This is a genomic window from Roseofilum reptotaenium CS-1145, assembly GCF_028330985.1.
GTDB classification, from domain to species: domain Bacteria; phylum Cyanobacteriota; class Cyanobacteriia; order Cyanobacteriales; family Desertifilaceae; genus Roseofilum; species Roseofilum reptotaenium.
In genome coordinates, this window is sequence record NZ_JAQMUE010000112.1 from 63,690 (window position 1) to 88,115 (window position 24,426).

A 24,426-nucleotide genomic window follows, 5' to 3' on the forward strand; every position below is an offset into this window, starting at 1 on the left:
CATCCAGAGGAAATTGATTCGTCCCTAAAACCGTCTCTTCTCTTCCTGTAAAACTCCAACTGTTAGGAAAAAAAGCGACTGTCCCCAGTCATATTCTTGAGCAGCAATCACAATAGGCGAAGATATGGTAGCTACATCAGAGCAAACAAGCGTTGGTAAAATTGTTCAAATCATTGGCCCGGTTATTGATGCAGAATTTCCCAGTGGCAAATTGCCCCAGGTCTATAATGCAATCCGAGTCGTTAAACAAGATGCAGATGGACAAGAGCGTTCTGTCACCTGCGAAGTACAACAACTCCTCGGTGGTAACCAAGTCCGCGCTGTGGCGATGAGCGCTACAGATGGACTCACACGAGGTATGGACATTGTTGACTTGGGTGCGCCGATTAGTGTACCTGTAGGAAATGTCACCCTAGGACGGATCTTCAATGTCCTAGGCGATCCAGTGGATGAGAAAGGCCCGGTTACCAGCGAAGATACTTCTCCTATCCACCGGGAAGCCCCCAAACTCACCGACCTGGAAACCAAGCCTTCTATCTTTGAAACGGGTATTAAGGTGGTAGACCTTCTCGCTCCCTATCGTCGGGGAGGTAAAATCGGCCTCTTCGGTGGAGCAGGTGTGGGCAAAACCGTTATTATCATGGAGCTGATTAACAATATTGCTAAAGCCCATGGTGGTGTATCCGTATTCGGTGGCGTGGGCGAGCGCACCCGTGAAGGAAATGACCTCTACAACGAAATGGTTGAATCTGGGGTAATTAATGCGGACAACTTGAGCGAATCTAAGGTAGCTCTGGTTTATGGTCAGATGAATGAACCCCCCGGAGCAAGAATGCGGGTAGGTCTTTCTGCTCTGACGATGGCGGAATATTTCCGTGATGTGAGTAAGCAAGACGTACTGCTGTTTATCGATAACATTTTCCGGTTTGTACAAGCGGGTTCTGAAGTATCAGCGCTGCTCGGTCGGATGCCTTCGGCGGTAGGATATCAGCCGACGTTGGGTACGGAAATGGGTGAATTACAAGAGCGGATTACTTCGACCCGTGAAGGTTCGATTACTTCGATTCAAGCGGTTTATGTTCCTGCGGATGACTTGACTGATCCTGCTCCAGCAACTACATTTGCTCACTTGGATGCAACCACGGTATTGTCTCGCGGTTTGGCTTCTAAGGGGATTTATCCAGCGGTTGATCCTCTGGGTTCTACCTCGACTATGCTACAACCGAGTGTTGTGGGTGACGATCACTATCAAACGGCTCGTGCAGTTCAGTCTACGCTGCAACGGTATAAAGAGCTGCAAGATATTATTGCAATTCTGGGCTTGGATGAGTTGTCTGAAGATGACCGTCTGACGGTTGCTCGTGCCCGTAAAATTGAGCGTTTCCTATCTCAACCGTTCTTTGTGGCTGAGGTGTTCACCGGTTCTCCGGGTCAATATGTGAAGCTTGATGAGACGATCAAAGGCTTCAAGATGATCCTTTCTGGAGAGCTGGATCATATGCCTGAGCAGGCCTTCTATATGGTAGGCGATATTAGCCAGGCGATCGCCAAAGGGGAAAAATTGGCTGCTAAGGGTTAATCTCTAGCATTCCGATCATTAGGTTGGGTTACATCCTGAGTGAACCCAGCCTAAAAATTAACGCTCAAAACTTCAAAAATAAGTTCTCAATCTAGAATTTCAATCAACTCATGACCCTAAAAGTTCGTGTTATTGCTTCTAATAAGACTGTCTGGGATGATGTGGCGGATGAGGTGATTTTACCGAGTACGACTGGACAACTGGGAATTCTCAGTGGTCACGCTCCCCTCTTGTCTGCTCTCGATATTGGTGTAATGCAAGTGCGCCCCCAATCCAAAAAAGAATGGTTACCCATTGCTTTGATGGGTGGTTTCGCTGAGGTGGATGATGATGAAGTGACCATCCTAGTGAATGGGGGAGAAGTGGGTGGCAATATTAATTTGGAAGAGGCTGAAAGTGCTTATCAAAAAGCCCAAGAACGCCTGAGCAAAGTTAATGTTGATGACCGTCAAGAACAGTTTCAAGCGACCCAAGCCTTAAAGCGGGCGAGGGCAAAATTCCAAGCTGCTGGTGGCATGGTCAAGTTATAGAGGAATATCCTCAGCCCTTAGTAAAACCTAAACCCTCCTCGGAACTAGAGGAGGGCTTTGTTTTCTGGCGGAACATAAGTTCTAAGCGTTTGCCCCCCCAAGGTAACAGCCGAAAAAAAAAGCGGACTTTAAGGGAAAAGGTCTAACCCATTCCCCATTACCAGCAGGGTTCAACTGCTACCGGTAAAGACAACTTCTGGGAATTTGGCTTGAGCTTCTGACATCGGTCGTTTTTGACCTTCCTCTTGCCAGTAATTAATCACTTCCGTTGCTTGGTTGAGGAGTCCAACTCGATCAGGCTCATCAATCCAGTGTTTCTCTTCGAGTTGATCTTTGAGTTGTTGCCAAGCGTCATTACGGGGCCAGAAAAAGTAGCAAGTCAATGGACTCAAGCCTTTTCCTACCACTTGATCGACGGTAATAGCAACGTTATCCTCTAACCAGAGAACTTTTAATTGAAATTTTGACAATCAAACCTCCAACGCTAGATTGGTTCAATAAATGTAGTAGTTTATTATATCGCACTTTGAGCTGTTCTGTTGAGCTAGGGTAAAATCAACTAAAACGGGATGAGGGCGGTGTGGAGGTAGGGGCATAACGCTTCGAGAAGCCGCTTTGCGTCTACGATGTCCCCAAAGTGGGCATATTCTCACCATTGACAAAAAGCATACTATCAATGAGGTAAAGGTAATGGGTAATTGGATACAGGGTTATAAACCATTGGTGTTGCCGTTTTCCCTTTTGGCATTGACCGTTGGCTCTCCTATTCTAGCCATTCCTTTATCCTCACCCATTTATGCGGTTACTCTACGAGATGGAATTACAGCTTTTGCGGGATTACCTCGGTTAATCTCTGTTACCACCACCAATAATACTATTCGCGCTTGGAGTGCCGCCTATTACTTCACTATCGAACTCCCTGAAGATGCCAGTGAACCCCTCAAGACGCTAGAAATTACCCAAACTCAAGGGTTTGATGTCCCTCGGTATGAGGCTCAACGGACAAGGGTTTTTGCCGGAGATCGCCGGAATCGGGGTAGATCGTTTAGCCTAGAAGAGGTGGCGATCGCCGAGCGGACTCTTACCCTCACTTTAGAGGAACCCATCCCCCCTGGAACAATATTTACTGTTGGATTGTATCCCGTGAGAAATCCCAATGTAACCGGCGTATATCTATTTGGCGTAACCGCCTTTCCCCACGGAGAAAAACCCCAAAAAGCCTTTCTTGGATTTGGCCGCCTCCATTTTTATCGAACCCCTTGGATTTAAAACCCCGTTCTTCTAGAACCGCTTTTCTAGTTCTCTCATGTCATGCTGCTAGTCACAGTGAACAGTCAAGACTCACGGTGGCTTTAGCTTCGTGAGTCTATCAACTCCCCTATTTTTAATCCCGGTTAACTCTCTCCACAAGTAGGGTGCATCATTAACGCACTCTACTCAAGCGATGGTTGACCTAGCCTTTTGTTAACATTTCTTTAATGATTGAGGATAACAGATGCATTTTCGTCAAAATTCAATCATGATGGAAGAATATGGAGCAGCTTGATATAGCGCTTCGCACTCTAGCAATAGGTAATAGCTTATATGGCTGAGAGTCTGAGGCTTCAAGCTGTACTTCATAGAAGAGAGAATCTGTATATACCCCACGTCTTTAAAACCCAACTTCAACCCTTGTATAATATAAACGGCAAATGACCATTCAAAAACATCAACCTCACCTGGAAGAGTCAAAACACCTGTGGGGGCTAACAGCGACAGAAGTTGAAGCGAGTCGCCAACGGTATGGACTCAACCTCCTCACCCCACCAGAACCAACGCCTTGGTGGAAACTTTATCTAGAAAAGTATGAAGACCCTATTATTCGGATTCTAATTGTGGCGGCACTGTTGGCCATGACCATTGGCTTTGTCGATGGAGAATATTTGGAAGGTCTGGGGATTCTGATCGCGATTTTTTTAGCGACTACAGTTTCGTTTATCAATGAGTTTAAGGCAACCCAAGAATTTAATATTCTCAACCAAGTCAATGATGAAGTCCCCATAACTGTAGTCCGCAATAGCATTTTTAGTAAAGTCCCCAAAAAGGAGATTGTAGTTGGAGATGTGGTCTTACTTGAAGCCGGGGATGAAGTCCCGGCTGATGGTTTAGTCATTGGTGCAGTATCGTTTCAGATTAATGAGTCTAGCTTGACTGGAGAAACTCTACCCGTGACTAAGGTGACCTCTAAGCAGTTAGAGAAAGTGACGGTTAGTTCTACAGCCTATCCTCCAGATCAGGTGATGCGAGGAACCATTGTGGTAGATGGCCATGGCATTCTGGAGGTAATTGCCATCGGCGATCAAACAGAAATTGGACGCACTGCACGGGCGGCTGCTGGGCCAACAGAGGAAAAAACGCCCCTGAATCAACAACTCGATCGCCTGAGTCAGTTGATTGGGGTTTGTGGGTTGTTAATTGCTGTTTTAATTGATTCGGCCTTAATTGTGCGGGGTATTTTGGCAGATGAATTTAATCTCAGTGGCCAACAGTGGTATGTGACCAGTTTAGTTATTCTAAGCGTGACGATCGCCTTAACTAAGGTTTGGTTACCCATTGTCTATCAAGGATTGAGCTTGATTAAACCCCAGATGAAATCCCCAGAATGGTTAGAAGATGAGGGTTTATTTGCATGGCTCAAAAGTTTGGCCATCGGAGTATTGGTGCTAGCGGGGGGATTGGGTATCGGTTGGCTGTTTAACTGGGTTCCGCCAACAGCGCAAACTTGGATCACCGCAGAAGCGGCCACGTCCCTACTGACCTATTTTATGATTGCTGTAGCGGTGATTGTAGTGGCGGTTCCCGAAGGCTTACCCTTAAGTGTGGTTTTGAGTCTGGCTTATAGTATGCGACGCATGACCCGGCAAAATGCCCTGGTGCGCCAAATGCAAGCGTGCGAGACGATTGGGGCAACTACGGTGATCTGTTCCGATAAGACGGGAACCTTGACTCTGAATAAGATGCAAGTGAGTGAGGCTTGTTTTGGAGGAGACTTAGATCTGATGGCTGAGGCGATCGCCATTAATAGTACCGCCAATTTACAGCGCAGTTGCAACCTCAATTTAGGCCAAGAAGAGGTTATACCGATTGGCGATCCTACTGAAGGAGCGCTGCTCTTATGGTTAGACGATCAGCAGCATAACTATGAACAAGAACGGGAAAGTTTTCGCACTTTAAACCAGTTAACTTTTTCCCCAGAACGGAAATATATGGCCACCTTGGGTTATTCTCGCCATCGTGCCAGTGATGCGGAGCCTTCTCGTCCCATTATTCACATTAAAGGCGCGCCAGAAATTGTGTTAGCCCAATGTAGTCATATTCTGACCGAAAAAGGAGTGCAACCGATTCCCAGCCATAGCGCGATCGCCCAAACTATGCAAACCTACGAAGCCCATGGTATGAGGCTGTTAGGATTTGCCTATCGGGATAACTTAACTCTCCCCTATCCTGAAGCGGAAATTGAGATTGAACGCCTCATGAGCCAACCCATGATTTGGTTAGGCTTTGTGGCTATTGCTGACCCGATTCGCCCCGATGTACCCAGAGCGATTAAAACCTGTCAACGGGCCCAGGTTGGCGTTAAAATTGTCACTGGCGATAATCCCAACACCTCCAAATATATTGCTCGTCAAATTGGGTTAGTTACCGATGAGGATGGCCCAGAATGCTTTTTAACGGGTCAAGACTTTGCTCAACTTGACGACGAGCAAGCGCGAAGGGCTGTTCGGGACTTAAAAGTCCTCTCTCGTGCCCGTCCTGCGGATAAACAACGATTGGTAAAACTTTTACAAGAAAATGGCGAAGTCATCGCGGTTACCGGAGATGGAACTAACGACGCACCCGCCCTTAATCAAGCGCAAGTGGGATTAGCCATGGGTCAAGAAAGTACCTCAGTAGCCAAAGAAGCCAGTGATATTATTATCCTGGATCACTCCTTTAAGAGTATCGAAAATGCTGTCATGTGGGGGCGATCGCTCTATCAAAACATTCAAAAATTTATCCTGTTTCAGCTCACCATTAATGTGGCTGCCTGTGGCATTGCCCTACTCGGCCCCTTTATCAACATCAATTTACCCTTAACTGTCACCCAACTGTTATGGGTCAACCTGATTATGGATACCTTTGCAGCTCTCGCTTTAGCCACCGATCCCCCCAACCCGATGGTCATGCGCCATCCTCCTCGTAATCCGAAAGCCTTTATCATCACGCTATCAATGGCTAAACAACTCTTATCGGTGGCCTTTGTATTCCTGATCTTTTTTGTCGCCTTTCTCCTTTATATTCAGCAAGATGGAATGGTTGACCCCTATGAACTCTCCCTCTTCTTTACCACCTTTGTCATGGTCAACTGGTGGAATTTATTTAATGCCAAATGCTTTGGCTTAAAAGATTCCGTCTTCAAAAACCTACCCGATAATCCTGGCTTTTTAATCATTTCTGCGGTAATCCTGTTTGGACAAATTATCATTGTTCAATGGGGTGATGGTTTCTTTAGAACGGTTCCCCTCCATCTCCAGGATTGGTTAGTAATTTGGGGCGGAACCTCCATTATTCTTTGGGTAGGAGAACTTGGACGATTATTGGCTCGTATCCGTAGCCAAATGGCACAAAGTTAGGGGATGACACGGAGAAACGGGGACGCGGAGAAGGGATAATTTTATAGAATTCAGGCCTATCTTAGGGTCTATGGATGCACAATCGGAGAAAATCATTCAATTGTAAGATCCCCCTATCCTCCTATCTCCCCATCCCCCCATTACCCATTACCGTGCGAAGCAATACATGACTGAAGTAGACGAAAAATTTCCCTTGAATTCTGTTCTTCAACCTTTGATGGAAAAGGTGGGTTTAAACTCTTGGACAGCCTTGAGTCAAAGTTCAGGAGTATCGATAAAACAATTGCGGCGCATCCGTCAAGGTAAAATAGACGATTTGAAAATGAGTACGTTGCGGCAATTAGCGACAGCGCTACACATTGGTGCGCCAGAATTGTTATCCGCTCTTGGACAATTGCCCGATCCAGTAACTGAATTGCGGCAAGAATACGATCGCCTTCAACTACAATTCAAAGAACAACATCAAGAGTTAAAAGAAGGTTTTCAGCGAGAAAGTTTAGACCAGTTAGAATCTTGGTTGCGCTATTGGCCGATCGCCGTGGCTAAAGTGGAACAGCAAGCCAATATCAAACCCAGTAATTTGGTGAAACTGGTCAAACCCGTTGAGTATCTCGTGCAAAGTTGGGGGTTAGAAACAATAGGAGCAGTTGGCGATCGCATTCCCTATGACCCCCAATGGCATCAACTCACCCAGGGAATAGCCGAGCCAGGAAGCTTAGTGACCGTGGTGATGCCAGGATATCTCTATCAGCAAAAGCTGCTATTTCGAGCAGAAGTCGCGATCGATTAAAGATTATAACGCTGGGCGCTATAGTGTTTACAAATATTGGAAAACGGCATGGATAGCTTGTTCGATATCAAAGTTATAGCTAGGGGCGATCCCATTCTTCGACCTTATTCCCTCTTCCCTAGCGCGAAGCGCTATAGTCTATAATCAAGGAGTTAAGCCCCTGCCAAGTAAACCATGCCGCAACTCAATCTCAGTAACGAACAAGCGATCGATCTGGTTAAACAGTTACCCCATCAACAACAACTGAAACTGCTTCAATTCTTACTGATACAGCAATGGGGAAAGTGGGAATCTTTATCTGCTTACGGTGTTAAGAAAGTTAGGTTACTTGCTCAAGAGCGCGGTTTTGATTGGGATTTGATGACAGAAGATGAAAGAGATCACTTTTTTGATGGCATTTTACACGAAAACTGATGTCATATATCGCTGTTTTTGATACTAATATTTTAATCTCTGCACTTCTCTCTACAACCAGTTATCCGTTTCAATATCTAGCTCTAGCAAAAACTGGGAAAATTAAATCTGTCACTTGTCAAGGAATTTTGGATGAGTTTAGGGAAAAGTTGTTGTTGAAATGCAAATTTTCTGAGGAAATGGCAAAAGCAGCAGTAGATGAAGTTCTATCTTTTTCAAACCTGGTGAGAATTTCTCGAACGCTCAAAACCATACCAGCAGACCCAGATGATGATAGGGTTGTAGAGTGTGCTGTGATGGGTAATGTCAGCCATATTGTTACAGGAGATAAGCTTAGATGAATATGAACGTATCGAACATCATTGTTAATTCTTGATAATGAGCCAAAACTACAATTTCAATTCAATCCAGGGATGATGGACACAGGCAATCCTTCCACCGGGAAAGGGATCGGTTTGGGAGCGGTTGGGCGCGGCGATTAGATGGGTAACTTTTTCAACTTGGGCAAAGTTGGGGGCATGAGGTAGCCATTGTATCAGAAATTGGCGGATGACACGCCGTTGTAGGGATAGGGGTGCGTCTGCGAGAAGTTGGCGGTTGAGTTGGGGTAAGTTGGGTTGCGAGACTTGGGTATAAAGAGTTTTCGCTATGGATTCGAGATACTCAACATCGGCATCTAGGAGTTCAGCAGTGGTGGCGAGATGGGTTTGGACTTGGGGGTTAATGGCTTCTAGGGCAGGGATGAGGTGCAATCTGATCTGGTTACGGGTGTAGCGGGTCTCTTGATTGGTGCTATCTTCCCAGATGGGGAGGTGGAAGTGTTGGCAAAATTGGGTGGTTTGCGATCGCCCAATCTCCAGCATCGGACGTACCAGTTGCACGTTTTCTGTCAGGGGACGCTGCCACGTCAGAGCCGCAAGTCCATCGAGTCCACTACCGCGAATCAGGTTATGTAACAGGGTCTCGGCGCGATCGCTCTTGGTATGACCCGTCACAATCCTGGAAAACCCATGGGTTTCGGCTAGTGCTATCAAGGCATGATAACGCCAGGAGCGGGCAGCAGCTTCCCCTTGAAGGGGCTGTTCTGCGGTTTTTTGATAAAACGAGAGGTTCCAATGTCCAGTCACCTCTGAGACATGCTGGGCATTGGTTGCAGAATCCGGGCGCATTTGATGGTCGCAGTGGGCAACAGCTAAGTGCCATCTCCAGTTGGGTTGCAAGTCCAGGAGTAGTTTCAGGAGGCAAACCGAATCTTGACCTCCCGAAACGGCTACCAACAACGACTCCTGGGGGGGAAGCAGTTGGGGGCGCGATCGCAATGTACTCTGGAACTTGGCGTGTAAGTCGCTCCAATCTGGTTTAGAAGAACCAGCCATAGGAATGCAACCCTTTGCCCAATAGATTAACACCCATGTAGCACACCCAGACGACACAGAAACCGGCAGCCGCAAGAATGGCGGGACGGCGACCTTGCCAGCCTTTGGTAATGCGAGCATGGAGATAGGCAGCGAACACCAGCCAGGTAATCAAGGCCCAGGTTTCTTTCGGGTCCCAACTCCAGTACGATCCCCAAGCTTCATTCGCCCAAACTCCTCCGGCAATAATGCCAATGGTGAGTAGGGGAAAGCCCAGTCCGATCATCCGGTAGCTGATATTGTCCAAAACTTGGGCAAGACTCAGGGTTTCTGGTGACCACACCTCGACTCCGCTCGGTGAACTGGTGGGGGTGGTTTCGAGGGCGATCCGCTCTAGAGTGGTAACCCCTTGACTGCGCTCGGCGATCGCACTGCCATTGCTGCTGAACTGAACAGCAGGTAGATCGGAGATGGTTTCCATCTGATTCAGAGGTGTTTGGCGACGGTTGCCATTGCCGTAGGAGCTACCCGCAAGGCTCACGGCTTGGCCCCGCGTGACGATTAAAAAGGCGATCGCCAACAGGGAACCCACCATCAAACAGGCATAGCTCAGAAGCATGACACTCACATGCATCATCAGCCAATTGGACTGAAGTGCAGGTACAAGGGGTTCAGCCACCTGCATCGTATCTGGTAAAGAGAGGGCAGCAAAGGCGGTAATCCCCATAGCAACGGGTGAAGTCACTGCACCCACCCACCGGGAACGGCTCAGATATTCAGCCAACAGATGGGTGGCGGTGAGTCCCCAAACAATGAAAAATAGGGATTCGTAGAGGTTACTGAGGGGAAAGTATCCTGCTTCGATCCAACGAGCGCCAAGTAAGGAAGCAATAGAGAGATTGGCGATCGCCATCCCTGCGGTTCCCAAAGCAGCTAAATAGGGGATTTTTGGAAAGGCCATCCCTGACCAATAGAGTAACATCGTCACTAAAAGGACGGCAAAGCTTAGATTATCCAAGCTATTCTGGAGCGCAACCAGATCCATTATGTTCTATTTCTCCCAACTTTAAAGTGTTCTCTTCTTTTAGATCCTATCGGAAACATGCAAACTTCGACATAGCATAACTGATTATTCAGACTAGATATAAAATGTAAGGAGTTAAGACGTTGAAAATACAGGAGGGAATGCGAATGTCTGTGGTAACAGTAAATCGCGAACAAGTACGCCAAAGGATTGCAGATGTTGTTGATGATTTGATGGTGCAGGAGGAGCTTTATCGGCAAGATTTACTGGCGGAGGAGATGGTAGAGACCATTTTCCAAACGGTTGCAGAGAATCATTTGTTAGAGACATTTGCGGCGATCTCCGATGAGGATTTGCGCGATCGCTGCAATAGTATCATGGCAATGCATTTGTGGGCAACAGCAGGTAAGGATATGAGTCCACAGGAATTAGATGAGCTAATTGACGCAATTGAGGGAAGGTAATCAATGACAATCGGCTATCTGTTAGATACCAATATCGTTTCCCTCATCATGCGTCAAGATGCCATCATCATTCAGAATTTTGGTTTGTATCGAGCGCAAAAACAAAACCTGTTGATGTGTGGGGTGACTTACTTTGAAATTCGACGAGGTTTGCTAGTCAAAAATGCGGCAGGACAAATGAGAAAGTTTGAGGCTTTTATGAAAATTGTGCCAATCGTTACGTTGGATGATATGGAAATCTTTGAGCAGGCAGCGGCGATCCATGCCGATTTGCAGCGCCGTGGGCTGATGATCCAAACTGAGGATATCTTGATCGCAGCGACGGGTATAGTCAAGGGGTTAACGGTGGTATCACGGGATGAGGATTTGAGACGGATTAAGGGGTTAAGCTTGGAGACTTGGCTAAGTTAAGCAATCCTAAATTTTATCAATTTGATCGACAAGTTCAAATAACTCTTCAAACTCACAAGCATCTGCCAGAGCCTCTATGGATTTAGCCAGACTCTCATCGTAGTCTTCCAGTTCAATAATGAGCTGTAACATATAGTCTGGATCTCCATTCAGGACAGCTTGTTGGAAGTTTTTACGCCAGGCTTGGGGCAGATGGCGTAATTGCTCCACAGTGAATGAGGGAATGACAGAGGTAGATTGGTCAGACGTAGAGGTTTCGACAAATTCAACATGAAGATGTTTTTTTAGACTGTTAATAATGCGATCGGTCTTAAAGGGTTTACCAATAAAATCATTACAGCCGATACTTAGAATTTGGCTGCGGTTTTCTGCCAATGCACTAGCGGTTACGGCAATAATCACAACTGGGTTATCTGGACTTTGTTGTTGACGGATGACTTGAGTGGCTTGTTCACCATTCAGTTTGGGCATTCTCATATCCATAAAAATCAGATCGGGTTGCCACGTTTTCCATTGCAGAATTGCTTGTTCCCCATCGGTTGCTTCTGCGATTTCAAAGCCCCAATTGTTTAACATATTTACCAAGAGTTGACGATTAATTTGATTGTCATCAACTACCAAAATTCGATACTGATGTTGCTTAGGTGCAAGCCTAACTGACTTATAGCCATGGCTTGATTTCAAGTTACAAATGCTCGATTCTTGGGCAATGGGAATATCGAACTTAAAAGTTGTACCTTTTCCTAGGTCACTGTCTACTGTTAATTGACCTCCGAGTAAATTGACAATTTTTTGGCTAATGACTAACCCCAGCCCTGTTCCTTCTTGACTATTTATACCACTTTGAGTTTGAACAAAAGACTGAAAAAGATCCTGGATTTCTTCTGGGGCAATACCCACCCCAGTATCGCTCACTTGAAATTGTAGACGGAGGCGATCGCCGGTTGAGAGTTGGATGCTGAGAGTTACGGAACCTTGAGAAGTGAATTTAATGGCATTATTGAGTAAATTAACCAAAACTTGTTGCAGTTTAATTTCATCAGTATTCAGAATTTCAGGAATATCCGATTGCCTATTAATTTCCAAAACTAGTCCTTTTTTATTCACTTTCGGTACGAACATCACTTCAAGATTTTCGAGTAGAGTTTCTAGTTTGAAGTTTTGAGGCTCAAATGTGATATAACCGGCTTCAATTTTGGAAATATCGAGGACTTGATTGATTAAGCTGAGTAAATATTCTCCACTGTCTTGAATGATTTGTACAAATTCGCGATCGCGCTGAGACAGGCTGGGACTCTCGATTAAAAGCTGCGGATAGCCAAGAATTGCGTTCAGGGGAGTGCGAAGTTCGTGGCTCATATTGGCTAAAAAGGTACTTTTGGCTTGATTGGCGGATTCGGCGGCTTCTTTGGCTTGTTGCAGTTCGAGTTCTAGCTGTTTGCGATCGCTGATATCTAAGGAAATGAAGGTTACATTCCAGCACTGTTGCTCTTCATCCCACGTAGAACTACTGGTTTGGGAAATCCATCGAGTCTTGCCAGTTTTATCATAAATCCGATACTCATAGGCTCCGATTTCCCCAGCAAAAATATTGGCCAAAACTTGCTCTTCAATCGGTTGCCAATCATCGGGATAGATATGGGAAACCCAAAAAAAAGGATCCATTAATTCGCCAGGATGATAGCCAGAGATGATGTGACTGCCTTCAGAGACTTCATTGATTTTCCAGGTGCCATCCGGATAGACTTGTAAGTAAGTAATGGCAGCACTGACGCTATTAAAAATTCTTTTGAGTTTTTGTTCTGAGGCTTGGATAGATAATTCAAGTTGTTTGCGCTCAGTAATATCCTTGGTGACGACGAGGACATAGTTTTGGTCTTGTATGTGGCATAATTCAGCCGAAACGAGTGCAATTTTAATCGCGCCGGATTTGACTCGTAGTGGCACTTCTAGATTAGAAACGCTTCCTTGCGATTGTAGCATCTCTAGAAATCGTTCTCGATCGCCCAGATTTGCCCAAAGTTGCAATTCTACCGTAGTATGACCGATCACTTCCTCACGAGAGTATTCTAGGAAGTCAATCTCTCGATTATTGGCTTCTATAATCCGTCCTTCGGGAAGATTAGCAATAGCAATTGGATCGGGGCTAGTACGGAAAATAGTGGCAAATTTTTCTTCAGATTCTTCTAGAGCGTTTTGAAGTTGCTCGGCAGTCCGATGGAACGAATCAGATAAAAGGGAAATTTCGGCGATCGCACTTTCCTTGCCCATAGAGGGTTCCCAGCATCGTTGGGCTAAGGCTATACTCTCTTGGCTGAGGCGCTTAATTGGAGTGGCAATAATCCGTGCAGTTAAGGTTCCAGTTCCTAGGACAACGATTAGGGCGATCGCCGATAATTTTAAGGTGCTTTTTTGATTGGCATTAATTTCAGCCGCAAAATCGGATTCTGGAATCGAAACAACAATCAACCAATCGAGTCCATATTCATCTTGGTAGGGAGTAATTCGCACAAACTCGCTTTGCTCCTTGATTTTGAGGTCTAAGGTTCGAGTTTCTTGGACAGTATTCAACGTACCAAAATACTCTTGAAGCGCTAAGGCGATCGCTTGGGTTCGTTTATTTTCGCTTTCAGTTGCTTTTAACCGTTGGAGTTCCCCTTTCTCTGACTTAATGAACGGAGTTTCTAAGGTCGATGTGGCGATCAACTTTCCGGAACGCTCTAAAATAAAATTTTGACCCGATTTAGAGAAGTTTAACTCGCTCAAAAATGTACTCAATGCTGATAGCGGCAAATCTGAGGAAAAGACACCCTGAAAGTGTCCGTTTCGATCCCGAATAGGGGCAATTGCATACAACCCTAAACTGGGAATAATTTGATAGAAGAAAACGGGAGACCAACTCTGTTTTGGGGCATTTTGAGCATAACGATACCAATTTAAATCCTGGTTATTGACTGGGAACTGATAAATTTTGCGCTGAGGCTTCCCTATACTATCGACTGTATAGTAGTCTCGTTTCCCTGGGTCAGATATGTTTGTTTGCGCCCAGTATAACATCCCTTTATGTAAAGGTTCATCGGTTAAATTTTGCGCCTTTTTAACCAATTCTTCACTGTCCAACTTTCCATAGCTAATCTCTTGCCCAGTCTCGTCGGAAAACCGAATAGATCTTAAAAAAAGAGACAGACGAAATTGGTGCCAAAAATAAGGCTGTAAGGAGTCAATGTTATTTAAGTCAAAGTCCCCTCTTTTAAGAGTTGTTTTATTCATTTTCAGGGATTCTTGAGGGATTTTGATATACAAATTAACTTTTTCTATAATTTCCCTCGAAGTATTATCTAATAATCGATAGGCTAAATTATCAACCGATGATCGACTGGTATTATAACCAAAATATTGAACCAGTCCAACGATAGTAACTAACTGGAGAAAGCAGGGAACAATTAAAACGACTTTTAGAGATATTTTTCGAGGTAATATTGTAGAAATATACTTCACGATCAACTCTTTTCCCTAAGCAACATTTTGATCAAGGTTGTGACATCCAGAACGAGCTAGATGACTTAGGGCGCAATCATTGGGTTTTAAGGATATTACTGCCCTGGCTCCATCACCTAAAAAAATAGGTTCAGATTAAGTAAGTTATTCCTTTTCAATTGTTCTATCTATTCTGTCATAATTATGGTAAAATTACTATATGATTAAGAGAGCCACTAGATCCCTTGAGTAGCCGATCAAACCGTCAAGAAAATCATCTCAACCTAGCTCGTGCTAGTATTCGACGATCGCTGGCCCAGTATAGCCCCTTGCTGCGTCAGAGTGCTACTGTGGCCATTCAACCGGAACTGAAAATACTCAATGCTAACCTGGAAAAACTCGATCAAAATGTGATTCGGATTGCTGCATTTGGGTTGGTCAGTCGGGGAAAATCTGCGGTTTTGAATGGATTAGTCGGTCAAAAAATTCTGCCCACCGGGCCCATTCATGGGGTGACGCAATGGCCGCGATCGGTGCGCTGGATACCCCAGGGGCAAAGTAAAGTACAAATCGAGTTAATCGATACACCTGGACTTGATGAAATCGGGGGAGAAGTGCGGGCAGATATGGCCAGGGAAGTAGCCCAACAAGCGGATTTAATTCTGTTTGTGGTGGCGGGAGATATTACCCAAACAGAATATGATGCCCTGCTGTTTTTAGCCCATACCCATAAACCGTTAATTTTAGTTTTTAATAAAGTCGATTTATATCCCGATCCGGACTTAGAAGCAATTAGTCGAAACCTGCAACAATTGGGGCAACCCCAAGAGTTAAAACAACTGCTAACGACTCAGGAAATGGTACGGGTGGCTGCCGAACCGATGCCTAGACAAGTGCGAGTGGAATTATCGGATGGTGAAGTGCGGTATGAATGGGAATATCCTGCACCGCAAATTGAGGAATTGCGGGGAAAAATTTTGCAGGTACTCAATCGTGAAGGGCGATCGCTCCTTGCTCTTAATGCGTTAGTGCAAACCCAAGCAGCAGAAGTTAGAATTGCCCAAAAAACTTTAGAGGTTCATCATCAACAGGCAGAAGCTCTGATTTGGCAGTATACCCGCTCCAAAGCCTTAGCTATTGCTGTTAATCCGATCGCCCTGTTAGACATTCCAGGGGGGGCGATCGCCGATTTAACGCTGATTCGTGCCCTCAGTCGCTTATATGGCTTACCTCTGAACCGACATGAAGCTCGAAAACTCTGGAGAACCATGTTCTTAAGTTCTGGAGGGTTAGTGTTAGGAGAGGTGGTAACCATCCTCCTGGGAATTGGTAAAACTGCTGCTACTGTTGCCGGTGCAACTGGAGAAACTGCCGGTTTAACGGCTTGGATTCCTGGAGCGATTCTCCAAGGGGCGATCTCCGGTTATGGTGCGTATCAAGTCGGACAAATTACCCGCGTTTATCTCCAACAAGGCTGTACCTGGGGTAACTTAGGTCCCAGCAGTGTCATCCAGCAAATTTTACAAGAACTTGACTCTCAAGCCATCCTCTACCGCCTGCGCCAGGAAATCGAGTCTTCGTTAAACCTGTAGGAGGAATAAACTCCCCTACAATCACAATGACAACGCTTAAAGTTACAGGCGATCGCTCTTCTCCATCTCTGCAACAAAATCACTCAACTTCCAGGTTTTGCACTTTCTCAATCAGAGCAGTCAAGTTGCTTTAGCGCTATTTCCGTTGTAGCCATTACGAATATGAATACCAGTACGCCAACCCGGTAAGGTGTCAATTGCGGCAACTTGCGACACTCCATTGACAAGTAACTCATGATAGGTAATGTTGGTTTGAAAATTACCCAAACCTATACCAAAAGATGTTGCGCCACCCTCAATGTGAAATGTAATCCGGTCAGTAAGAAAGTGTAGTCCGACCTGCTCCCACTCTTGGTTTTGAGGTGTATTGACCAGTGCATGATGACCATCCCAGAGGTTATTACTATACATTCCACTCTGGGCTTCATTGTAAAGGGCAGGTAACACACTGATGGGTTCGGTGGTGGGATTGGTGTACGAAACCGATAACCCTGGAACTAACGTAGTATCTTCAAAGCTTTCAATGGTATATCCAGTGATTCCCAGCAGCGCATCCATGGATGCGGTATCCGAGCTATAACTGGTTCCACTGAACAAGTTAATTTCAAAGGAGTCTGCATAAGCCACTTGTGCTGTAGCCATAGTGGTGCTGATACCTACGGCTAATCCGAGCAGTAAGTGTTTTGCATTGAATGAATTCATCATTTGTGACTCCCATACTGAGTATTTAACAACAGAAGCCATAGAAGCCTCTATAGAGTAGTCAGTTTTTTTGGGCTGATTTTATGCAAAATCACGGATTTTGTAATAAAACGTTACATTTCGATCCCCCCTAACCCCCCTTAAAAAAGGGGCGAATCAGAAAAGTCTCCACCAGTAACAGGGCCAAGCTCAAATGCTATACTATCCTCCATCCCCTGCGATGAGAAACGATTCCCTATGACCATCGCCAAATCATCAGAACTCAAAAATTTCACTCTTCCTGACCATACCCAACTGCCTGACTCCGATGGTACTTTCGTGAAAAACTTTCAGGAGCATCCCCAAAGTATTTTACTGACAGATTCGATTCAATCGACACTCGATCGCCGGCACCCAGACCAATACTATGCGATCGGTCAAGACTGTGGTATCTATTGGAGGATGACAGAACCCCCAGAAAAAGGGGCGGAATGTCCGGACTGGTTTTATGTTCCCAACGTTCCTCCCACTCTTGAGGGTAGAGCAAGGCGTTCTTATGTGTTGTGGCAGGAATTTATTCCTCCTTTAATTGCGATTGAATTTGTATCAGGAGATGGTTCAGAAGAACGAGATACCACTCCCCTATCGAAAGTGCAGAAAAAAGGGCAAAAACCCGGTAAATTTTGGGTATACGAACAAATCATCCGTCCAGCTTTTTACGCGATCTATGAAGTGCAGAAGGCCAGTGTAGAAGTTTATCATTTAATCGAAGATCGCTATGAGTTAGTGGCTGCCAATGAGCGAAGTCATTATCCAATTCAGCCTATGGGTGTAGAGTTAGGAATTTGGCGAGGACAGTATGGAAATCTAGAATTACCTTGGCTGCGCTGGTGGGATAATCAGGGTAATTTGCTATTAACAGGAGATGAACGAGCGAGAATTGAACGCGAGCGAGCAGAAAGGGCTGAATTGGATTTAGAGCAGGAACGCGAGCGAGCAGAAAATGCTGAATTGGAGTTACAGCAAGAACGCCAACGAGCTGAACGACTTGCTGAATTGCTACGATCGCAGGGAATTAACCCAGAACAGCTATAAATAACGGTTAAATTTGAACGGTTTGTGTCCAAGTTCGATCGTTATAATTCACCTGAATGTTAACGATTTCTTGGGGTTCTGCACTAAATTGAAGTTGTAATCCTCGATCTTGAGAACGGGATAGGGCGGTTAACAGAGGATTTTGGCGATCGCCAAGTAAAACAAATGCTACTCCTGGGGGTAATGTGGCTCGCTCTCCACTTGGATACAATTGCAGACGAATATCCATCGATTCATCCACAGCAGTTTCAATTTCTACCACTAAGATCAAACTCAAATCGCCCACATCAATGGGTTTTGCTTGACGAAGGATTACGGGAGATTGAGCCGATCTAAAGTTAAATCCCAGGACTAAATCGGAACTCAATAGCTCTTCTACTGCTTGCCATCCAGGGGGGATAATTCCCGTTAACCACTCTCCTAATTGAATCATGGGCGTTAAGAGATTAACTGGAGTGGAAGCAGAGCGTAAATTAAATAAATGCTCCAGTAAGGCTTCTAAGGGTTGCAACTGATCTAAATGCAGAGTTTCGTCCGTAACTTGGGGGACAAAACCGAGGATTGTGACTTGGCGATCGCCCTCTGCTAGTTCCACAATTGCATAACCAATGCGATCGCACCAAACTTCTAAAGGAATCGGACAAACCGTATCTCCTTCGCGCACCGCTCGGCATTCTAATTTTCCCAAATTCACCACTTCCAGATCGGCTAAATCTCCACCATATCGCATCACCGGATTCCAGCTATCACTCGCTTCTCGATCCGTTTCTATGCCCAACATTTGCAGACAATCATCAACCCCTAAAACCGCCAACGTATTCAGATAAACTTGCCTCACTTTTTCCGGTGTCAGTTGTTCCTGAGCAAACTGATTCGCCCATTGGCGATAGCGCTCTGGAATCGGAAGAATTAACAGATGTTCATCAACAATAGTAGTCATGTCTCAATTAAAAATTAAAAATTAAAAATGGGTCGGTTAGGACTGTTTTTCAGTTTTGAAACCTATTCCCTCTTCCCCATTCCCTAAAAATACCCTTGAGATTGAGCAAATTCCCGCAAGCGGGGTAAACATTGACGAGAATAAAAACTGCTCAGGGTGTTTTTATCAACCTGAAATTCCTCGGCTAAGTCTTTCCAAGATGTTTCTGGGGGTAAACGGCGTAAAATTAACACTTGGCAGTTGACATCGGGGCGATCGCGCATATGAATCCGTCTTAACTTTCCCCCTGCATCAGTTTTGACCCAGTCATGTATCTCTTCCAACACCGGAGGAATCGGAGAAGGAGCCGGTAAATCATCGATCGGATCGTACACTTCTCCCTCAAAAGTCCGATAGGTTTGCACTCTAGTTTTTTGTTGCTGAAATCCTTCAATCCGGTTATCCTGCAATCGACGCTTCAAATAAGCATTAATCCAGGTAATAATTGTCCCTTTTTCAGCATCGTAAGCTGCCCCCGTTGCCGCTTCACAGAGGTTACGACAGACATAAAACCAGGTTTGTTGGAGAGCATCCTCATAGTGAGGAACCGCTTCTTTCCACAGTTTGCCGGAATGTTGAATCCATTTCACCAGTTGAGCCAATCCTTTTTGCCGTTCTAAACTCAAAGGAGGCTGGGCACAGGTTTCCTGGATTAACTGTTGCAGTTTGGCGAACAAGGGAGCCTTCCCCCCCGGCTGATTTTGATCCATTACACACCATCAAGGCTTTATCGTTTATCAGATGTTCCTAGTGTGTCATGAACCCTTCTGTTTATCTGTCATCTGTGTAAGGGCACTCACGGCATTCTGTTACAAATCTTCATATTAAATCCGCTTTGACCCTGGTCAGGCCGTTAAACCACTCGATACACTAGGATAGAATCAAAATGATTTACTGCACACCTTGACGTTCAATTTAGACACTAATGAGTAGCATCAGTCTGCAAAAAGGCCAACGAATTTCTTTAGATAAAGTCGCCCCCAACTTACAAGCCGTATTTGTGGGTTTAGGATGGGATGTAAAAGCCACCGATACCGGTTATGATTTTGACTTAGATGCCTGCGCATTTCTGTTGGGAGAAAATGAGAAACTCATTTCCGATAAGCACTTCATTTTCTATAATAATAAGGTGAGTCCCGATACCCATAAGTCCATTGAACATATGGGGGATAATTTGACCGGAGAAGGAGAAGGTGATGATGAAGTAATCATTGTCAATTTGCAAAAAGTGCCCCCAGAAGTTCATCGAATCGTGTTTACCGTAACCATTCATGAAGCCGAGAAGCGCAAACAGAATTTTGGTCAGGTAGAAAATGCCTATGTGCGCTTAGTGGATGTTTCTACTAAAAACGAATTACTCCGCTATCCTTTGGCCGAAGATTATTCCATTGAAACAGCGTTAATTATGGCAGAACTCTATCGCCGTGATGGACAATGGCGCATGAATGCAGTAGGTTCTGGGTATCAAGGCGGTTTGCAGGCTCTATTGGATCGATATCTGTAACTGAGGCTCAAAATTATGGGAATTAACCTAGAAAAAGGACAACGAATTTCCTTAGAGAAAATTGCTCCGGGCTTGAAAAGTTTGCTGTGTGGATTAGGTTGGGATGTTGTCGAATCAAAGGGATTATTGGGAATTCTAAAAAAAGAGGCCAATCTGGATTTAGATGCGTCGGTAATCTGCTTGGACGACCAAGATAAGCTGAAGGGAGTTACGGATTTAGTCTATTTTGGAAACTTGCGCCATTCTTCAGGAGCAGTAACCCATTTGGGCGATAACTTGACGGGAGAAGGAGAAGGGGATGATGAACAGATTTTAGTATCGCTAGACCAACTGCCGCCAGGGATCAAAAAGTTGGTATTTGTGGTCAATATTTATGAGTGCTTATCGCGAAAGCAGGAGTTTTCGCAAGTCAAAAATGCGTTTGTGCGCTTGGTTAACCGGTCGAATAATCAGGAGATTGCGCGGTATAATCTTTCGGGTTCCAATTATGCGGGAATGACTGGGATGATTATGGCAGAAGTCTATTTACAAGATGGACAATGGCAAATGGCAGCTAAGGGGGAAGGATTTCGAGTGAAAAATTTACAGGAAATAATCCAATATTATCGGTAGTTTCTAGGAGATCGCTACGGGCGGGGAGTGGATAATCGGTCATGGGTCATTGGTTAGTATGAGTACGGAAACTAGGGGCGAAGTGGCGATCGCCCCTTTCCTCACCTTTGGGATATCATAACAGCACTTTGCTGGCATTATGAAACACAAGCTTGAATCCTCTCTCTCTATGTACCACAACCCTATTCCCTATTCCCCAGCGCCAAGCGCTGTATCTACTATCAACTGCTATAACATAGGGTGCAACAGTTTAGAATCACTTCAAGCTCAGGAGCATTTTTAGTTGCATGATGAGTATCTTAGTATCTATCACATTAGGTTTAGTCTTGATTGGGATTATCATTTACGCGCTGATCGCAGAAGAGTCAAAAGGTGGTGAGTAGGGAGCAACAATGAGAGTTAAATTAGTTAAATTAGGAGCGATCACCATTCGCTTAAGTTTATTTGCTTTTTTATTGGTGATTCTTTGCCAAACCACCACCCATAGCTTTGTCGCGAATAGACCAAAAATTGTATTTCAGTCCCTGCGGGAAAACAATATGTCCATCTATGTCATGAATGACGATGGTTCCTATCCTAAGCGCCTGACCCATATTTTACGGGATGATGGCTTACCGGCTTGGTCACCGGATCGCCGTAAAATAGCCTTTGTCTCAAACCGGGACTTAAATCGGGAAATTTATGTGATGAACGCCGATGGTGGAGATCAACGACGGTTAACCATCAATCCCGCTTGGGAATTTTACCCCACTTGGTCGCCCGATGGAGAGAAAATTGCCTTTAGTTCCGATCGCAACGGGAATCAGGATATTTTTGTCATGAATCCTGATGGAACCAGGCAAACCAATATTAGCCATCATCCTGCAGTGGAGCGATCTCCCGATTGGTCTCCTGATGGCAAGCAGATCCTGTTTACGTCGAACCGCTCTGATGGCAAGAGTTTCCAGATTTATCTCATGAATGCAGATGGTTCTAATGTCATTCAATTGAGCGATCGTGAAGGCATTCACCACACCCCCGTTTGGTCTCCTGATGGAGAGAAAATTGCCTTTAGTTTTGAATCTTTTCAACTTAAACCCGGTTACTTTACCCGTGATGCCGATATTTATCTCATGAATGCAGACGGAACCAACCTCATTAACTTAACCCGCAACCCAGGACGAGACCTCGAACCTACTTGGTCACCCGATGGTTTCAAGCTCGCTTTCCGCTCCACTCGCAATGGTTCCGATCTAATTTTTACAATTAATAGAGATGGATCAAATGTAAAACCCATTACAGAATTACCCCAAACCGGTGCAGCACCCGATTGGTATTAATTTTCAACCCTATGCTATCCTACTTCTATAGATAGCTATTGATCGAAGTCACAAACTGTAAAGATTTTATAACTTCAGATAAAAATCTTTATATATCTAGCATAGTTTTTGATTTATACTTAGGAACTGCGTTAGAAAATGCAGTCACTCTTTAGAGTGGTTAATCCTAACAACTAGGAGTTTTTCTGATGAGTGAAGCAGGGTTAAGCCAGAAAAGCTTAGGTTAAGATTCGATCCCATAGAAACAAAATGATGGAAAACTTATACAATCTTATCTTTGTCATCAGTGAGTTAGTAGTCGTTTTAGTTGCCTTTATTGTGCTGCAATGGGCGATAAATTTCCTCTTCAAGAAAAGCTACCACTTATCATGGCTGAAAGACAAAAAAAGCCAAATTGATAGGCTTCGGAAATACTCGAAAAAAATCCTAGCATTTTCTTGGTTTTTCCTCAGTATCTCCATCGTTTTAGCCAATGTATTTTTGATTTATCGAGGGGAAAAAGACTTACTCAAGTACACCCTGAGATTGTTTCAAAATGTACCCAAACAGTTATGGCAAACGACGTTGTTTGGACTCTTGATTACCAGTGGTCTAATTATCGTTACCTTAACCATTATCCGTTATCTTGATCCGGTTCTCAACCCAGCCGGTAAAAAAGTAAAAGAGTTTGCTGTTTTTGCTAAACTAACTGCTGTTTACGATCAAACCGATCTGTTTTTAGCAAACACCAAGTTTCATGTCACCAATACCCTTTGGCTGCTGACCTTATATCTCAGTGGATACTCTTTTAAGTTACCAGAAACACTCATAAGCTACTTGAAAACCCTATTGATTGGGTATCTCATTGTTGCTTTAAGTATCCTCATTTTGCAAGCCGCAACTTCGATTATTGATAGTCTCGATAATCTGATTGAATCTTATTTCAAGCCAGACACCTTAGTCAGTCGATATTATGGCAATCTTAAGCATTTAGTCCCCTTCGCTAAACGCTGTTTAGAAGCTGTAATTTATGTCAATATGGTCACCCAAGTCATTGGATTAATTCAGGCAATTACTGGGTTGACCAATATTGGAGAAAAACTGATTAATTTAATTGTCATTATCCTCCTCAGTCGTGTCTTTATTGAGTTGAGTCAACTCCTCCTTGAAGAAGTCATGCTATCTGACAAAAGCTTATCAGATACGCAGAAGCAGCGACGGATGACGATTACGCCACTGATGCAAAGTTTATCCAAATACTTGATATACTTTGGTGCTGGTATTTTGATTTTAGATGTTTTTGAAATTGACCCCACCCCCATTTTAGCCGCAGCGGGTTTATTGGGTTTAGCCGTAGGTTTAGGGGCACAAAACTTGATTAACGATATGGTCAGTGGGTTCTTTATTTTATTTGAAAACTATTATTTAGTTGGAGACTTTGTGGAGACAGGAGACGCTTCAGGGGTTGTAGAAGCCATTGAACTCAGAACGACTCGCATTCGCCATCCTAATGGTCAAGTTTATATCATTCGTAATGGAAATATTGAAGAGGTTGTAAACTATTCTAGAGATTTTATCTATGCCGTAGTCGATATCCCGATTTCCTATGAAGCAAATGTCAAGAAAATCTATGGAATTTTAGGACAAGTTAGTGAAGAGTTACAAGCGAATCACCCCGAAGTTTTAGAACCCATTGACTTTAATGGAATTGAGGAATTTACGACCTCTCATATGATCATTCGCACCATGACAAAACTCAAGCCAATCAGTAACCCCAGAGGCATCCATGACGAAATTCAAGGAGTTGTCCGAGATATGATCAAAGAGGCTTTTGATCGGGCAGGAATTCCACCTCTGTTACCTCAACGGATTATTCGCTTTAAGTCACCAGAAGATAGTCAGATTAATTTGCTCAAACCCGATAATCCGTCTATGACTTAAATCATTGATCCTGTTGCAGAGAGAAACC

The 24,426-nt window shown here is 44.5% G+C and carries 22 protein-coding genes; 15 read left to right on the plus strand and 7 right to left on the minus strand.

The annotated features are described in order from the left end of the window. Positions 1-124 precede the first annotated feature (124 nt). Together atpD and atpC are read left to right on the plus strand one after the other, a co-directional pair. Positions 125-1,579, plus strand: a complete 1,455-nt coding sequence (atpD, locus tag PN466_RS24985) for a F0F1 ATP synthase subunit beta (protein ID WP_271945271.1) — start codon at positions 125-127, stop codon at positions 1,577-1,579. 110 nt (positions 1,580-1,689) lie between these two features. Next, positions 1,690-2,109 carry an ATP synthase F1 subunit epsilon gene (atpC, locus tag PN466_RS24990; RefSeq protein WP_271945274.1) on the plus strand — a complete coding sequence of 140 codons (420 nt, stop codon included), beginning with the start codon at positions 1,690-1,692 and terminating at the stop codon, positions 2,107-2,109. 170 nt (positions 2,110-2,279) lie between these two features. Here the strand turns inward: atpC and PN466_RS24995 are convergent, their stop codons facing one another. Further along, entirely contained in the window at positions 2,280-2,579 is a 300-nt protein-coding gene (locus PN466_RS24995; protein ID WP_271945277.1) for a 30S ribosomal protein PSRP-3, read from the minus strand. Positions 2,580-2,799: 220 nt separating this feature from the next. Here PN466_RS24995 and PN466_RS25000 point away from each other — a divergent pair, with 220 nt between their 5' ends. The 5 genes from PN466_RS25000 to PN466_RS25020 all read left to right on the plus strand — a co-directional run bounded on the left by PN466_RS25000 (position 2,800) and on the right by PN466_RS25020 (position 8,306). Then, positions 2,800-3,378 (plus strand): DUF2808 domain-containing protein, encoded by a 579-nt coding sequence (locus PN466_RS25000; protein ID WP_271945278.1) that lies wholly within the window; start codon positions 2,800-2,802, stop codon positions 3,376-3,378. Between the two features lie 422 nt (positions 3,379-3,800). Further along, positions 3,801-6,761 carry a calcium-translocating P-type ATPase, PMCA-type gene (locus tag PN466_RS25005; protein WP_271945281.1) on the plus strand — a complete coding sequence of 987 codons (2,961 nt, stop codon included), beginning with the start codon at positions 3,801-3,803 and terminating at the stop codon, positions 6,759-6,761. A gap of 166 nt (positions 6,762-6,927) precedes the next feature. Then, a complete protein-coding gene (locus PN466_RS25010; protein ID WP_271945284.1) occupies positions 6,928-7,551 on the plus strand; it encodes a helix-turn-helix domain-containing protein in 624 nt (207 codons plus the stop codon). 174 nt (positions 7,552-7,725) lie between these two features. Beyond that, positions 7,726-7,965: a hypothetical protein gene (locus PN466_RS25015; RefSeq protein WP_271945286.1), complete on the plus strand. Its 240-nt coding sequence runs from the start codon at positions 7,726-7,728 to the stop codon at positions 7,963-7,965. After that, positions 7,965-8,306 (plus strand): putative toxin-antitoxin system toxin component, PIN family, encoded by a 342-nt coding sequence (locus PN466_RS25020; RefSeq protein ID WP_271945289.1) that lies wholly within the window; start codon positions 7,965-7,967, stop codon positions 8,304-8,306. Before PN466_RS25015 ends, PN466_RS25020 begins: the two co-directional genes overlap by 1 nt. A 48-nt stretch (positions 8,307-8,354) precedes the next feature. Here the strand turns inward: PN466_RS25020 and tilS are convergent, their stop codons facing one another. Continuing rightward, positions 8,355-9,341 (minus strand): tRNA lysidine(34) synthetase TilS, encoded by a 987-nt coding sequence (gene tilS, locus PN466_RS25025; RefSeq protein ID WP_271945291.1) that lies wholly within the window; start codon positions 9,339-9,341, stop codon positions 8,355-8,357. Then, positions 9,325-10,365, minus strand: coding sequence for a c-type cytochrome biogenesis protein CcsB (gene ccsB, locus PN466_RS25030; protein ID WP_271945293.1), 1,041 nt, complete (start codon positions 10,363-10,365; stop codon positions 9,325-9,327). Before ccsB ends, tilS begins: the two co-directional genes overlap by 17 nt. Before the next feature lie 146 nt (positions 10,366-10,511). Here ccsB and PN466_RS25035 point away from each other — a divergent pair, with 146 nt between their 5' ends. Continuing rightward, on the plus strand, positions 10,512-10,808 hold the full coding sequence (locus tag PN466_RS25035) for a hypothetical protein (protein WP_271945297.1): 297 nt from the start codon (positions 10,512-10,514) through the stop codon (positions 10,806-10,808). A gap of 3 nt (positions 10,809-10,811) precedes the next feature. Then, positions 10,812-11,219 carry a type II toxin-antitoxin system VapC family toxin gene (locus tag PN466_RS25040; RefSeq protein ID WP_271945300.1) on the plus strand — a complete coding sequence of 136 codons (408 nt, stop codon included), beginning with the start codon at positions 10,812-10,814 and terminating at the stop codon, positions 11,217-11,219. 6 nt (positions 11,220-11,225) lie between these two features. Here the strand turns inward: PN466_RS25040 and PN466_RS26105 are convergent, their stop codons facing one another. Next, positions 11,226-14,717, minus strand: a complete 3,492-nt coding sequence (locus PN466_RS26105; RefSeq protein ID WP_271945303.1) for an ATP-binding protein — start codon at positions 14,715-14,717, stop codon at positions 11,226-11,228. Positions 14,718-14,941: 224 nt separating this feature from the next. On the opposite strand from PN466_RS26105, the gene PN466_RS25050 reads away from it, so the two are divergent. Then, a complete protein-coding gene (locus tag PN466_RS25050; protein ID WP_271945307.1) occupies positions 14,942-16,288 on the plus strand; it encodes a GTP-binding protein in 1,347 nt (448 codons plus the stop codon). A gap of 120 nt (positions 16,289-16,408) precedes the next feature. On the opposite strand, the gene PN466_RS25055 is transcribed toward PN466_RS25050, so the two are convergent. After that, positions 16,409-16,993 carry a hypothetical protein gene (locus tag PN466_RS25055; RefSeq protein ID WP_271945309.1) on the minus strand — a complete coding sequence of 195 codons (585 nt, stop codon included), beginning with the start codon at positions 16,991-16,993 and terminating at the stop codon, positions 16,409-16,411. Positions 16,994-17,227: 234 nt separating this feature from the next. Here PN466_RS25055 and PN466_RS25060 point away from each other — a divergent pair, with 234 nt between their 5' ends. After that, positions 17,228-18,064 (plus strand): Uma2 family endonuclease, encoded by an 837-nt coding sequence (locus PN466_RS25060; RefSeq protein ID WP_271945311.1) that lies wholly within the window; start codon positions 17,228-17,230, stop codon positions 18,062-18,064. A gap of 7 nt (positions 18,065-18,071) precedes the next feature. Here PN466_RS25060 and PN466_RS25065 read toward each other — a convergent pair whose 3' ends face one another. Further along, entirely contained in the window at positions 18,072-19,004 is a 933-nt protein-coding gene (locus PN466_RS25065; protein ID WP_271945313.1) for a DUF1822 family protein, read from the minus strand. Positions 19,005-19,087: 83 nt separating this feature from the next. Next, entirely contained in the window at positions 19,088-19,753 is a 666-nt protein-coding gene (locus PN466_RS25070) for a sigma-70 family RNA polymerase sigma factor (RefSeq protein WP_271945314.1), read from the minus strand. A gap of 215 nt (positions 19,754-19,968) precedes the next feature. On the opposite strand from PN466_RS25070, the gene PN466_RS25075 reads away from it, so the two are divergent. From PN466_RS25075 to PN466_RS25090, 4 genes are all read left to right on the plus strand, one after another. Further along, positions 19,969-20,547 carry a TerD family protein gene (locus PN466_RS25075; RefSeq protein ID WP_271945316.1) on the plus strand — a complete coding sequence of 193 codons (579 nt, stop codon included), beginning with the start codon at positions 19,969-19,971 and terminating at the stop codon, positions 20,545-20,547. A 15-nt stretch (positions 20,548-20,562) separates the two neighbouring features. After that, entirely contained in the window at positions 20,563-21,159 is a 597-nt protein-coding gene (locus PN466_RS25080; protein WP_271945318.1) for a TerD family protein, read from the plus strand. Positions 21,160-21,551: 392 nt separating this feature from the next. Then, entirely contained in the window at positions 21,552-22,478 is a 927-nt protein-coding gene (locus tag PN466_RS25085; RefSeq protein ID WP_271945320.1) for a hypothetical protein, read from the plus strand. Between the two features lie 249 nt (positions 22,479-22,727). Further along, entirely contained in the window at positions 22,728-24,398 is a 1,671-nt protein-coding gene (locus PN466_RS25090) for a mechanosensitive ion channel family protein (RefSeq protein WP_271945322.1), read from the plus strand. The last annotated feature ends 28 nt before the right edge of the window (positions 24,399-24,426 follow it).